This window comes from Pantoea dispersa (genome assembly GCF_035783935.1).
In the GTDB taxonomy this organism is placed as follows: Bacteria; Pseudomonadota; Gammaproteobacteria; order Enterobacterales; family Enterobacteriaceae; genus Pantoea; species Pantoea dispersa_C.
On record NZ_JALKOV010000007.1, the window covers coordinates 73,344 to 87,224 of the forward strand.

General features: G+C 61.4%; 11 protein-coding genes. 9 read left to right on the plus strand and 2 right to left on the minus strand.

From position 1 onward, the window contains the following. The first annotated feature begins 246 nt into the window (after window positions 1–246). Together phnE (MXF20_RS14475) and phnE (MXF20_RS14480) are read left to right on the plus strand one after the other, a co-directional pair. Window positions 247–1,110 (plus strand): phosphonate ABC transporter, permease protein PhnE, encoded by an 864-nt coding sequence (gene phnE, locus MXF20_RS14475; protein WP_325969981.1) that lies wholly within the window; start codon window positions 247–249, stop codon window positions 1,108–1,110. Then, entirely contained in the window at window positions 1,107–1,991 is an 885-nt protein-coding gene (gene phnE / locus MXF20_RS14480) for a phosphonate ABC transporter, permease protein PhnE (RefSeq protein WP_325969982.1), read from the plus strand. Before phnE (MXF20_RS14475) ends, phnE (MXF20_RS14480) begins: the two co-directional genes overlap by 4 nt. Here the strand turns inward: phnE (MXF20_RS14480) and MXF20_RS14485 are convergent. Continuing rightward, complete coding sequence (locus MXF20_RS14485) at window positions 1,945–4,530, minus strand: ATP-binding protein (RefSeq protein WP_325969983.1); 2,586 nt, start codon at window positions 4,528–4,530, stop codon at window positions 1,945–1,947. The genes phnE (MXF20_RS14480) and MXF20_RS14485 overlap by 47 nt on opposite strands. A gap of 145 nt (window positions 4,531–4,675) precedes the next feature. Here MXF20_RS14485 and MXF20_RS14490 point away from each other — a divergent pair, with 145 nt between their 5' ends. The 6 genes from MXF20_RS14490 to MXF20_RS14515 all read left to right on the plus strand — a co-directional run bounded on the left by MXF20_RS14490 (window position 4,676) and on the right by MXF20_RS14515 (window position 11,156). Continuing rightward, window positions 4,676–6,181 (plus strand): sugar ABC transporter ATP-binding protein, encoded by a 1,506-nt coding sequence (locus MXF20_RS14490; RefSeq protein WP_325969984.1) that lies wholly within the window; start codon window positions 4,676–4,678, stop codon window positions 6,179–6,181. 10 nt (window positions 6,182–6,191) lie between these two features. Beyond that, a complete protein-coding gene (locus tag MXF20_RS14495; protein ID WP_021509811.1) occupies window positions 6,192–7,175 on the plus strand; it encodes an ABC transporter permease subunit in 984 nt (327 codons plus the stop codon). Between the two features lie 374 nt (window positions 7,176–7,549). Next, window positions 7,550–8,488, plus strand: a complete 939-nt coding sequence (locus MXF20_RS14500; RefSeq protein WP_058757358.1) for an ABC transporter substrate-binding protein — start codon at window positions 7,550–7,552, stop codon at window positions 8,486–8,488. Window positions 8,489–8,545: 57 nt separating this feature from the next. Beyond that, on the plus strand, window positions 8,546–9,229 hold the full coding sequence (locus MXF20_RS14505; RefSeq protein WP_325969985.1) for a D-lyxose/D-mannose family sugar isomerase: 684 nt from the start codon (window positions 8,546–8,548) through the stop codon (window positions 9,227–9,229). 12 nt (window positions 9,230–9,241) lie between these two features. Then, the gene (locus MXF20_RS14510) at window positions 9,242–10,102 is read left to right on the plus strand and encodes a ketose 1,6-bisphosphate aldolase (protein WP_325969986.1); all 861 of its coding nucleotides are present in this window, start codon (window positions 9,242–9,244) and stop codon (window positions 10,100–10,102) included. A gap of 1 nt (window position 10,103) precedes the next feature. Then, entirely contained in the window at window positions 10,104–11,156 is a 1,053-nt protein-coding gene (locus tag MXF20_RS14515) for a carbohydrate kinase family protein (protein ID WP_325969987.1), read from the plus strand. Here the strand turns inward: MXF20_RS14515 and MXF20_RS14520 are convergent. Next, a complete protein-coding gene (locus MXF20_RS14520) occupies window positions 11,093–11,839 on the minus strand; it encodes a response regulator transcription factor (protein WP_325969989.1) in 747 nt (248 codons plus the stop codon). The genes MXF20_RS14515 and MXF20_RS14520 overlap by 64 nt on opposite strands. Before the next feature lie 454 nt (window positions 11,840–12,293). On the opposite strand from MXF20_RS14520, the gene MXF20_RS14525 reads away from it, so the two are divergent. Further along, window positions 12,294–13,592 (plus strand): NCS2 family permease, encoded by a 1,299-nt coding sequence (locus MXF20_RS14525; protein ID WP_247653243.1) that lies wholly within the window; start codon window positions 12,294–12,296, stop codon window positions 13,590–13,592. Window positions 13,593–13,881: the final 289 nt, after the last annotated feature.

Below are 13,881 nucleotides of genomic sequence, written 5' to 3' on the forward strand. Positions count from 1 at the left end.
GGGGCCGCACGAGCTACCGGACAATTCCCTCGCCGCTGGCGGGAGAGGGAGCCGCACGAGTTACCGGACAGTTCCCTCGCCGCTGGCGGGAGAGGGGGCCGCACGAGCTACCGGACAATTCCCTCGCCACTGGCGGGAGAGGATGGGGTACGGGCCTGCATCATACTGCCGGACAATTCCCTCTCCCGCTGGCGGGAGAGGGTTAGGGTGAGGGCAATCCCTCGCCATCAACAAAGGATCTCTCCCTTGACCGATTTCGAACACTACTACCAACGTATCCGCCGCCAGCAAAAGCGCGACACGCTGCTGTGGTCGCTGCTGCTGGTGGCCCTTTATCTCGCGGCCGGCAACGTGGCGGAATTCAACCTGGTCACGGTCTGGCAATCGCTGCCACACTTTTTTGACTACATCGGCGAGACGCTGCCGGTGTTGCATCTGCCGCTGCTGTTGGCCGATGGCAAAACCGAAGGCTCGCTGGCTTACTGGGGCTACCGCCTGCACTTTCAGCTGCCGCTAATCTGGGAAACCCTGCAGCTGGCGCTATCCTCCACCCTGATTGCAGTGCTGATCGCCGCCGTGCTGGCGTTTTTCGCCGCCGATAACACCCAGACGCCGCGCAGCCTGCGCATGGCGATTCGCGCCTTTGTTGCCTTTCTGCGCACCATGCCGGAGCTGGCGTGGGCGGTAATGTTTGTGATGGCGTTCGGCATCGGTGCTATCCCCGGCTTCCTGGCGCTGGCGCTGCACACCATTGGCAGCCTGACCAAACTGTTCTACGAATCAATTGAGAGCGCCTCGGATAAACCGGTGCGCGGTCTCGCCGCCTGTGGCGCCAGCAAGCTGCAGCGCATGCGCTTCGCCTTCTGGCCGCAGGTCAAACCGACCTTTCTCTCCTACAGCTTTATGCGACTGGAAGTGAACTTTCGCTCCTCCACCATCCTTGGGCTGGTGGGCGCGGGCGGTATCGGTCAGGAGCTGATGACCAACATTAAACTGGACCGCTACGATCAGGTCAGCATGACGCTGCTGCTGATCATCGTGGTGGTGTCGCTGCTGGATACGCTATCGGGCTGGCTGCGCCGCCGTGTGGTAGAAGGAGACGCGAAATGATCGCCTTAGCGCCCGACGTGGCGAAACTGAAACAGCAGCACGCCGCACTGTTTGCCGCGCAAAACCGCTATCTGCGCCGCATCGCGCTGCTGGCGCTGGCGCTGGTACTCTACTATCTGTTCTTCTTCAGCGTGTTTGGCATTGAATGGCAGCGCTTTATCCTTGGCTGTCAGCAGCTCGGCCGCTACTTCCTGCGCATGTTTGTCTGGCAGGATTTCGTCAACTGGCCGTTTGGCTACTATTTTTCGCAGGTTGGTATCACGCTGGCGATCGTATTTGCCGGTACGCTCACCGCAACGGTCATCGCGCTGCCGATCTCGTTTCTGGCGGCGCGCAACGTCATGCACGATCCGCTGACGCGGCCGCTATCGCTGCTGGTGCGCCGGCTGCTGGATGTGCTGCGCGGCATCGACATGGCCATCTGGGGATTGATCTTCGTGCGGGCGGTGGGCATGGGTCCGCTGGCCGGGGTGCTGGCGATTGTGATGCAGGACGTTGGCCTGCTGGGCAAGCTGTATGCCGAAGGGCATGAAGCGGTCGAGCGCTCACCCAGTCGTGGCCTGAGCGCGGTAGGGGCCAACAGCCTGCAGAAACACCGTTACGGCATCTTTACCCAATCGTTTCCCACTTTCCTCGCGCTCAGCCTGTATCAGATCGAATCCAACACCCGCTCGGCAGCGGTGCTCGGCTTTGTCGGCGCCGGTGGCGTCGGATTGGTCTATGCCGAAAACATGCGCCTGTGGAACTGGGATGTAGTGATGTTCCTCACCCTTATTCTGGTGGTCGTGGTGATGGTTATGGATGCCATCTCCAGCCGGCTGCGTAAACGCTACATCACCGGGAAAGGGGTGCCGCTGTGGCAGCCTGCCGTGCGCGACTGAGCCGTTCGCTGCGCTGCCAGGCGCGCTCCAGCGCCTGCACCAGCTGCGCCTGCTGCCAGGGTTTCGCCAGCCGTTCACACAGCGGCAGCGTCACCGGCGTCTGACGCAGATCCTGACCGCTGATCAGCAGAGTGGCCAGCTGCGGCCACTGCTGCTGCGCCTGACGGATCACATCCGCCCCGTTCAGGGCGCCCGGCAGCATCAGGTCGCTGATCAGCAGCTCAATATCCGGCGTCTGGCGCAGCAGCGTCAGCGCGCTCTCGCCGTCCGCACACTCCAGCGTAAGATAACCCAGCTGATGCAGATGTTCGCACAGCGTCTGGCGCACCGCCGGCTCGTCATCCAGCACCAGGATCAGCCGATCGCGGCTGGCACGCGGTGTCAGCACCGGCGCGCTCACCAGTGGCTGCGCGGCTTCCGGCGCGCGCGGCAGCAGCAGGCGCACCGTGGTGCCCTGGCCTGGCGCGGTCTCCAGCTCGATCTGTCCGCCGGACTGGCGCACAAAACCGTACACCATCGACAGCCCCAGTCCGCTGCCGCTGCCGGTGGCTTTGGTGGTAAAGAAGGGTTCAAACACCTGTTCCCGCACTTCGGCGGACATGCCGCAGCCGTGGTCGATCACTTCAATGGTGACGCGGTCGCGCTTGCCATCGGCCTCCTGAATTCGCTGATTCCAGATGCGCAGGCGGATCTCGCCACTCTGGCGCTCCATGGCATCGCGCGCGTTCACCACCAGATTCATTAAGGCGTTCTCCAGCTGGCCGGCATCAATCCACGCCGGCCAGCCGGGGCGCTGCGCATCCACTACCAGATGCTGGCCGGGCAGCAGCGAGTGTTGCAGCAGCGACTGCAGGTTTTCCACCAGTTCCACCACCGAAACGGCACGCGGGTAGAGTGCCTGTTTGCGCGAGAAGGCCAGCAGACGCTGCGTCAGCTGCGCGGCACGATCGGCGGCCAGCCGCGCGCGCTCTATGCGGCTGGCCAGCGTGCCGGGCGGCAGCTGATCGACGGTCAGCGCCAGGCTGCCGATGATCACCGCCAGCAAATTATTAAAATCGTGCGCCAGCCCGCCGGTCAGCTGACCGACCGCTTTCATCTTCTGACTGTGCAGCAGCGCCGCTTCCAGCGCCTTGCGCGAGGTGCGTTCCAGCACGGTGTTAACCATGCCGCGCCGCGGTACCGGGCTGAAGCGCAGTTCCAGCGTGCGGCCATCCGGTAACCTCACTTCCTGCGCGTCGTGCAGACTGCTGAGCTGCACGTCGACGCGATCGAGCAAACGCTGATAGTGCATGCCGCGATGCAACTCGCACGGCGCGAAGCCCAGTAGTTCGGCGTACTGCGCGTTCCACACCACCAGCTGGCCGCTGTTATCGAACAGCGCGAAGCCGTCGCGCATGGCGAGGAAGGTCGATTCCAGCTGGTTGCTTTTCTCTTTCAGCAGCTGAGAGGTGTGCGCCAGCGAAGCGGTGTTGCGCGCGAACACGTTGAAGGCGCGCGCCAGATCGCCCAGCTCATCGCGCCGCGCCAGGCCGGGCACGTTGACGCTTTTCTCTCCCTGCGCCAGTCGCGTCATGGCGTGGGCGATGGCGGTAAGGCTGGAACCGAGATTGCGGTAGATGTAGTAGCCGGCGTAACCGGTGATCAGCAGCGCCAGCAGCATGAACAGCGCGATAAAACCGATGATTGAATCCAGTTCCTGATGAGCGGTGGCGCTGCGCGCATCGCTCTGCTGCGCCACCAGCTGAACGTAATGCGTGATGTCTTCGTTGAGCATCGCCACCAGCGCCTTGATGCGATACGTGGCGTAGGCGATGGCGATATCGCTCTGCTCCAGCTGACCGGCCACCGGCAGCAGCTGCTGGCTGGTGCTGACCAGCCGCGCGCGCTGCATCGCCAGCACGCCCTGCAGCGGCAGCGCAGACCAGATCGGCAGCACGCTGTTGAGCTGTTGCACCGCGGCCTGCGGCGTGGCGGACTGAATCGCCACCGTCAACAGCGCGGCGGTCTGCTGACGCAGCGGCAGAAACGCGCCGTCGCTGGCCAGCAGGTCGATACGGTTCAGTAGCAGCTGCGCCTGCCACAGACCGCTGAGCATCACGTTACGCTGTAAATGGCGCTGATGGCCCTCCCGCAGCAGCTGGCTGATGCTTTGCTCCAGCATCTGGCTGCGATCGCGGATGCGTGCCAGCAGCGCCGGTTGTTGGGCCGCCAGCGGCGCGCTGGCCAGCTGGCTCAGCGACTGCTGCAGCGCCTGCTGGGTTTGCTGCAGGCGCGCCGACTCGCTCTGGTATTCAAGTGCCCCCACCACCTGCGCCAGCCGCACTGCGGCGATAGCGACGTTAGCGGTATCCCGCGCCAGCGCCAGGCTGCCGTTCATGTCGGCCAGCGTTTGCGCCTGCGCCTGCTCCTGAATGTGACCGGCGTGGCGAAATCCAAAAATAGCCACCAGGCTCACCGCCAGCGTAACGCTCACCACCAGCAGGTTAAACATCAGCAGGCGCCCGCGCGCGCCGGCGTGCCAGTGCAGACTGTGACTCATTTGCTGCCGCTCCTTACCGCTCAACTCCGGCGAGTATAGAAGCGCGGCCGGGGCGCAATATGACAAATATGAACGGCGTCTGACATTTTCCATTTATCTGGCGTTGCTTAACTCGCGGCTATCCACTGGCAGCAGGAGCCTGAAGATGGCGGCGACACCGATATTAGAAATGCGGGCAATTACCCGGCGCTTCGGCAGCTTCTATGCGCTGAAAGGCGTCGACCTGACGGTCTGGCCGGGTGAAGTGCACGCGCTGATGGGCGAAAACGGTGCCGGTAAAAGTACCTTAATGAAGATTCTGGCCGGCGCGTATACCGCCAGCAGCGGGGAAATTCTTATCGATGGTCAACCCTACGCGATCAGGGGCCCGAAAGAGGCGCTGGCGGCAGGGATCACCCTGATTTATCAGGAAATCAACCTGGCGCCGAATCTCACGGTGGCAGAGAACATCTTTCTCGGCAGTGAAATTTCCCGCGGCGGGCTGGTGAAGCGTCGCCAGATGGCGGAAGAAGCGCAGCAGGTGATTAATCGCCTCGGCGCGCAGTTCCGCGCCACCGATCTGGTGAGCCGCCTGAGCATCGCCGAGCAGCAGCAGGTGGAAATTGCCCGCGCGCTGCATCGTAACAGCCGCATTCTGGTGATGGACGAACCGACCGCGGCGCTCTCGAATCGCGAAACCGAACAGCTGTTTGCGCTGATCAAACGCCTGCGCAGCGAAGGCATGGCGATCATCTATATCAGCCACCGCATGGCGGAAGTGTATGAGCTCTCCGATCGCGTCAGTGTGCTACGCGACGGCCAGTACGTCGACAGCCTGACGCGCGACCAGTTAAACGCCAGCGAACTGGTGCGCATGATGGTTGGCCGTCCGCTTAGTGATCTGTTCAACAAAGATCGCGCCATTCACTTCGGCGAGATCCGGCTGGCGGTGAATCATCTCACCGACAACCGTAAGGTGCATCCCAGCAGCCTCGCGGTGCGCGCCGGGGAGATCGTCGGACTGGCCGGGCTGGTCGGTGCCGGCCGCAGCGAACTGGCGCAGCTGATTTTTGGTGTGCATCAGCCAGCCGGCGGGGAAATCTGGATCGACGGTGAAAAAGTGCAGATTCGTTCTCCGCGTGACGCCATTGCGCGCGGCATCGGCTTCCTGACTGAAAACCGCAAAGAGCAGGGGCTGTTTCTCGAGCTGGCAGCGCAGGAAAACATCGTGATGGCCACGCTTGAGCGCGATGCCAGCTACGGCCTGCTCAACCGGCGCAAAGGGCAGAAGATCGCCAGCGAGGCAATTCAGTCACTGAATATCCGCGTGCCGCACGCCCAGGTGCGCGCCGGCGGCTTATCCGGCGGCAATCAGCAGAAGCTGCTGATTTCGCGCTGGGTATCGATAGCGCCGCGCATCCTGATTCTTGATGAGCCGACGCGCGGCGTGGATGTCGGCGCTAAGAGTGAAATCTACCGCATGATGAACCAGATGGCGCAGCAGGGCGTGGCGATTTTGATGATCTCCAGCGAGCTGCCGGAAGTGGTGGGCATGAGCGACCGGGTGTACGTGATGCGCGAAGGCACCATCGCCGGCGAGCTGAGCGGCGAGCAGATTAGCCAGGAAAACATAATGACACTGGCCACCGGCGCGCAGCCGGTCCAGGCCTGAGGAGACGGGAATGACCAGTGAAACCGCACGCGTAAAAAGTCCAACGCTAAAACGTGCGTTGATGAGTGACCTGCTGCAAACCGTGGGTATCTTGCCGATTCTGATCCTGATCGTGGCAGTATTTGGCTTTGTCGCCCCGAACTTTTTCACCGAGGCTAACCTGCTGAATATCACACGCCAGGCCTCGATCAACATTGTGCTGGCGGCGGGCATGACGTTTGTCATTCTCACCGGCGGCATTGACCTGTCGGTTGGCTCCATGCTGGGCACCACGGCGGTGGTGGCGATGGTGGTGTCGCTCGATCCGGCATTTGCCGGGCTGACCATCCCGGCGGCGCTCGGTGCCGGGCTGATCATGGGGCTGTTCAACGGCATTCTGGTCGCCTGGGCCGGTCTGCCGCCATTTATCGTCACGCTGGGCACCTATACCGCGCTGCGCGGGGCGGCCTACCTGCTGGCTAACGGCACCACGGTAATCAATTCGGATATCAACTTTGAGTGGATAGGCAACGGCTATCTCGGGCCGATTCCCTGGCTGATCATCATCGCCTTCGCGGTGATTGCGCTGTGCTGGTTCATCCTGCGGCGCACCACGCTCGGCGTGCACATCTACGCGGTGGGCGGCAACATGCAGGCAGCGCGCCTGACCGGTATCAAAGTGGGTGCGGTTCTGGTATTCGTGTACGCCATGAGCGGCCTGCTGTCCGGGCTGGGTGGCCTGATGAGCGCCTCACGGTTGTACAGCGCCAACGGCAATCTCGGCGTTGGCTACGAGCTGGACGCCATCGCCGCGGTGATTCTGGGCGGTACCAGCTTTGTCGGCGGCATTGGCACCATTACCGGCACGCTGATTGGCGCGCTGATCATCGCCACGCTGAACAACGGCATGACGCTGATGGGCGTGTCGTACTTCTGGCAGCTGGTGATTAAGGGCGGGGTGATCATTATTGCGGTGCTGATCGATAAGTACCGTACGCGGCATCACGTGGGGTAAAGGATGGGCATTGGCCCTCACCCCAACCCTCTCCCGCACGCGGGAGAGGGGGCTGCCCGGAGCGAAGATCTGGAAAACAAGAGCTTCACCTGAAAACTATGCAGAACGGTTCCCTCTCCCGCACGCGGGACAGGGGGCAGCCCGGTGAGAAGGGGTAACTAACGTGCTTCACCTGAACACCACGCAGAACGGTTCTTGCTCCCGCTTGCGGGAGAGGGGGCTGCCCGGTGAGAAGATTTAGAAAACAAGTGCTTCACCTGAAAACTATGCAGAACGGTTCCCTCTCCCGCACGCGGGAGAGGGTTAGGGTGAGGGCAAAGGCAAAGGCAAAGGCAATCAGGGCATAAAACCAAAAAAGCAGGAGAACATCGACTATGCGTTTTAATCCGATTATCACCGGACTGCTGGCCGCGACGCTGTTTAGTGCGCCATTTGTGCAGGCCAAAGAACTGAAATCCATCGGCGTAACGGTGGGCGATCTGGCTAACCCGTTCTTCGTCCAGATCACCAAAGGGGCGGAGCTGAAGGCGCGCCAGCTGGCGGGCGATAAGGTCAATGTCACGCTGGTCTCCAGCGGCTATGATCTTGGCCAGCAGGTGGCGCAGATTGACAACTTCATTGCCGCTAAAGTGGACATGATCATCCTCAACGCCGCTGACTCCAAAGGCATCGCGCCGGCGGTGAAGCGTGCGCGTGATGCCGGCATCGTGGTGGTGGCGGTCGACGTGGCCGCCGACGGTGCCAATGCCACCATCACTTCCGATAACACCCAGGCCGGGGCCATGGCCTGTAAATACATCTCCGATCGTCTGAAAGCCAAAGGTAACGTGGTCATCATCAACGGACCACCGGTGTCAGCGGTGCAGAACCGCGTGGAAGGCTGTATGAATGAGCTGAAAACCCACCCGGACATCAAACTGCTCTCTTACAACCAGAACGCCAAAGGCAGTCGCGAAGGCGGGCTGGAAGTGATGACCGGCCTGCTGTCAGCCAATCCGAAGATTGATGCGGTGTTCGCCATCAACGATCCTACCGCTATCGGTGCCGATCTGGCGGCGAAGCAGGCGCAGCGTAGCGAATTCTTTATCGTCGGCGTCGATGGATCGCCAGACGGCGAAGAGGCGCTGAAGCGCAAAGGCTCGCTGTTTGTCGCGACACCTGCCCAGGATCCGCAGGTGATGGCGGCCAAAGCGGTGGAGATTGGTTACGACATCCTGCAGGGCAAACCGGCACCGGATAAGCCGGTGCTGATTCCGGTGACGCTGATCGATCGTAACAATGTCAGCAGCTACAAAGGCTGGACGGTGAAATAAGCCATTCGGACGTCGCGGTGCACCTTGCGCGCCGCGCCGTCCGCCGGAGACGCAGCCATGCAACGTTCCGAAGTTAACGCTATTTTGCAACAGACCCGTGAATTCTTTATGCGGCAGGATGTGCATCTGCCGCCGTGGGCCGATTACGGTCTCAGCCAGTGGCGCGCGCTGGATCCCTCAGCCGCTGCCGAACTGCTGGCGCTGCACCTCGGCTGGGATGTTACCAGTTTCGGTGCCAGGGATTTCAGCCAGACCGGCCTGACGCTGTTTACCCTGCGCAACGGTTCACGCGGCGGACAGCCGTGGGGCAAACCGTACGCGGAGAAGATCATGCACGTGCGCGAAGGGCAGGTCACGCCGATGCATTATCACCCGCAAAAAATGGAAGACATCATTAATCGCGGCGGCGGCAACCTGATTGTCACGCTGCACAATCGCGACGGCGACCAGCTGGCGGATTCGCCGGTACAGGTCACGCTGGACGGCATTCGCCAGACCCACGCCGCCGGATCGCAGTTACGTCTGTCACCGGGCGAGAGCGTCACGTTACTGCCCGGGATCTGGCACAGCTTCTGGGGCGAAAGCGGCTATGGCGATGTGCTGGTGGGCGAAGTCTCGATGCCCAATGACGATGAGCACGACAACGTCTTTCTCACCCCGCTGGCGCGCTTTAATCCGATTGATGAGGATGAAGCGCCGCGCTGGCTGCTGTGTAACGAATATCATCGCTGGCTGGCATAACAGGAGTGTTCCATGGCACTGATCTCTCTGGCGCAGGGCCTCGCCCATGCGCAGCAGCACGGTTACGCGCTTGGCGCGTTCAACGTTCTCGACACCCATTTTCTGCGCGCGCTGTACCACGCCGCTGAGCAGCAGCGCTCGCCGTTTATCATCAACATTGCCGAAGTGCATTTTAAATATGTCAGCCTGGAACCGCTGCTCGCCGCCATCCGCGCCGAAGCAGCGCTGCACGCCATCCCGGTAGTGCTCAACCTCGATCACGGCCTGCATTTTGACGCGGTGATGCAGGCCATTCGTCTCGGCTTCACCTCGGTGATGTTCGATGGCTCGACCCTGAGCTATGACGAGAACATTCGCCAGACGCGGGAAGTGGTGAAGATGTGTCACGCGCTGGGGATTTCGGTCGAGGCCGAGCTGGGCGCAGTGGGCGGCGATGAGGGCGGCGCACTGTTTGGCGAAGCGGACAGCAATAAATTCACCGACCCGGCGCTGGCGGCGGAATTTGTTCAGGCAACCGGCATCGACTGCCTGGCGGTGGCCATCGGCAACGCGCACGGCAAATACAAAGGCGAGCCGAAGCTTGATTTTGACCGGCTGGCGGCGATCCGCGCGGCGGCCGGCATTCCGCTGGTGCTGCACGGTGGTTCCGGCATCAGCGACGCCGATTTCCGCCGCGCCATCAGCCTCGGCATCCACAAAATCAACTTCTACACCGGGATGTCGCAGGCGGCGCTCGGGGCGATTGAAACGCAAATCACGCAGCGCGACGCGCGTTATGATTCGTTCGCCGAACTGTTAATGGCAGTCGAACGCGACATCGCCAGCGTCGTGGCCCAGCAGATGCAGGTGTTTGGCAGCGCCGGGAGGGCCTGACATGGCGGCACGCAACGGCATTCTGGCGGCGGGTAACATGCTGGTGGATCACGTGCAGCGCATCAGCCACTGGCCGGAACAGGGCTGGCTGGCCGAGATTAGCCACAGCGAGAAATGCAGCGGCGGCGCGGCGCTCAACGTGCTGTTTACTCTGGCGCGCATGCAGGTCAATCTCCCGCTGGCCGCCGTGGGGATACTGGGCGAGGACAGTGACGGCGATTACCTGCTGCAGCGGCTGGATGAACATCATGTTGATCGTCAGCACGTGCAGCGCACCGGTGCGGTAGCGACGGCGATGACGCAGGTGATGACCGCGCCGGACGGACAGCGCACTTTTTTTCATGCGCGCGGCGCCAATGCACAGCTTGACCTGGCGCACTTTGCCGATGTCACCACCGCACACCGCATCTTCCACCTTGGCTATCTGCTATTGCTGGATAAGCTCGATGTACCCGATGCGCAATTCGGTACGCGCAGCGCGCGGCTGCTGGCGCAGATGCAGCAGCGCGGCTATCTCACGTCGCTCGATCTGGTCTCGCGCGCTGGCGAGTATCAGGCGCTGGTGAAGCCGGCGCTGCGCTGGCTCGACTATCTGGTGATCAACGAACTGGAAGCGCAGGCGCTGACCGGCATTGCGCTGCGCAGCGGCGGTACGCTGGCTCCGCAGCCAGCGTTTGCGGCGGCGGCGCGCTGGCTGCTGGCGCAGGGCGTGCGTCAGCGGGTGGTGATTCATGCACCGGAAGGGGCATGGGGGCAGCAGCCTGACGGCGATGGCCTGTGGCAGCCAGCCTGGTGCTTAGCGGCGGAAGAGATTGTTGGCAGCGTCGGGGCGGGCGATGCCTTCTGCGCCGGCGCGCTGTTCGCCAGCCATCAGGGCTACAGCTTGCAGGAGACGCTGAAGCTGGCGCACACCTGCGCCAGCTTTAATCTGCATGCCGCCAACGCGCTGGATGGCATCCGCCCGTTGAGCGAGATGCAGCGCTGGATGGATCAGGCGATTTGCGTTTCGCGCGCCGCGGCGGACGGGCGCATCACATCGGCGGAAAAAACGTAGCCCAGTCCGCGAATGGTACGGATCAGGATGGGCTGATGCGGATTGGCTTCGATTTTGCGTCTGAGGCGCATAATCAGCACATCAATGGTGCGATCGAACACGTCGAGGCTTTCGCTGTGGGTCAGCTCCAGCAACTGGTCGCGCGTCAACACTTTGCGCGCATGGCCGACCAGCGCGCGCAGCAGGCTGTATTCGCCCTGGGTGAGCGGTACGCTTTCACGTTGCGGATTGAACAGCTGACAACGTGCATCATCCAGCCGCCAGCCGTTGAACTGCCAGCCCGCATCGGCTGCTGCTTCCGGCTGCGCCAGTCGTCCGCAGCGGCGCAGCGCCGCACGGGCCCGCGCCACCACCACACGCGGGTTGAACGGCTTGGCGATATAGTCGTCGGCACCCATCTCCAGCCCAACCACCATATCGGCTTCCGATCCCATGCCGGTCAGCATGATCACCAGCAGGTCAGGGCGCTGACGCTGCATCTGCTGTAACACCAGCAAACCATTGGTATCGGGCAACATCATATCGAGCATCACCAGGGAGATTTCCGGATGCTGCGCCAGCAGCGCCAGGGCATCGCGTCCCTGATGACAGCTGTACACGGTAAACACATGTTCGCTCAGCACATCGTGCAGCAATTCGCAGATGGCACGATCATCATCAACGACCAGAATCGCGGGCTTCATTGCACTGCCTCTTTTGTTGCGAAAGGGTTAAACGCAGTGTAACCCGGCGTTTTTTAGCTGCTGAAATGCGCAGCAGAAACGTGAGCGCCATCGCCTGGCAGAGTGTGAAAGCGTGCGTTACCGCAATATTTCACGGCGGACTGCGCATCACGGGAAAACGTTTGCGCACGGGTGGTGCAATGCACCATAATCGCGCCTCGTTCTGGTTCAGAATTTTCTTAGCCGCAACGGCACGCTGAAACGGAAACGATTGCGTCAGGGAGTGGCATAGCAATTGCTATGAGACAGGGGATAGCACAAGGCGTTCTTTTGCCCGCGCGCAGTTGAACGTCAGCATAAAAAAATAATTTTCCTCACTTTTTCCGCGCCTGCTAAGCCAGCGCGTGCGCAAAAGCGGGGAAACGCCTTGGCAAGAGAGAACAGGCCTGCGGGCCGTCTCCGCTGATGAGAGATGATGATGTTAGAAAAACTCTTCAAGTTAAAAGCACACCACACCACGGTGCGCACCGAGATCATTGCCGGTATCACGACCTTCCTGGCAATGGCCTACATCCTGTTTGTTAACCCCAGCATCCTCGGCGCGACCGGTATGGACAAAGGATCGGTGTTCGTCGCCACCTGTCTGGCCGCGGCCATCGGTTCGATTCTGATGGGGCTGATTGCCAACTACCCAATCGCGCTGGCACCGGGCATGGGCCTGAATGCGTTTTTCACCTACACCGTGGTGCTGCATATGGGCTACACCTGGCAGATCGCGCTGGGTGCGGTGTTCCTCTCGGCGGTGATCTTCTTTGCGCTGTCGATTTTTAAAATCCGCGAATGGATTATCGCCAGCATTCCGCTGCCGCTGCGCGCTGGTATTGCGGCAGGCATTGGCCTGTTCCTTGCGCTGATAGCGCTGGAAGGCGCGGGCATCGTGGTGGATAATCCGGCTACGCTGGTCGGTCTGGGCGATTTAACCAAACCGGGCCCGCTGCTGGCGCTGCTGGGCTTCTTTATCATTGTGGTGCTGGAAGCGCGTCGCGTGACCGGGGCCGTGCTGATCGGCATCCTGATCGTCACCTTTATCTCAATGGGCATTGGCCTGACGCCGTTCGCGGGCGTGTTCTCTGCGCCGCCGTCGATTGCGCCGACCTTTATGCAACTGGATATCGCCGGCGCGTTCAACGTTGGCCTGGTGAGCGTGATCTTCGCGTTCCTGTTTGTTGACGTGTTTGATAACACCGGCACGCTGCTGGGCGTAACGAAACGCGCCGGTCTGGCCGATGAGCAGGGCAACGTGCCGAAAATGGGCCGTGCGCTGATCGCCGACAGCGCCGCTGCCCTGTTCGGTTCACTGCTCGGCACCTCTACCACCACCAGCTATGTAGAGTCCGCTGCGGGCGTCAGCGCCGGTGGCCGTACCGGTCTGACGGCGATTGTGGTCGCCATTCTGTTCCTGCTCAGCCTGTTCTTCTCGCCACTTGCGGGTAGCGTGCCGGTCTATGCTACGGCGCCAGCGCTGCTGTTCGTCGCGGTACTGATGGCGTCCGGTCTGGCGGAAATTGACTGGAAAGATGTCACCACGGCGGCACCGGTCACCGTGACCGCGCTGACTATGCCGCTGACCTACTCGATCGCCAACGGTATCGCCTTTGGTTTCATTACCTGGACGGTGGTGAAACTGCTGAGCGGCCGCACTAAAGAAGTCAATGCGGCGCTGGTGATTCTGTCAATTCTGTTTGTGATCAAACTCGGCTGGCTGAGTGCCTGATGCTGTATTACGGAAGCCCGCCCGGGCTTCCGTGTTGGTTATTACATCCGCACAGTGATTGTTTGCGTGATGTCTCGCAATTCCTGCCTGTTCCCACTTTTCTCTTGCAGGCCTCTTGCTTATTGTCTCTGCGTAAATTCTGCCCTATGCCAATTTTTTGCGTGCAGTGGCGGGATCGTGGAATGTTTAATCGCTGCCGCTCTGCTTAAATAGCGGTGGAGTGAGGCGATGACAGACGGTGACTGGAGAAGGACAAGATAATGGATTATCCCGTGAATACGCTGCCGTC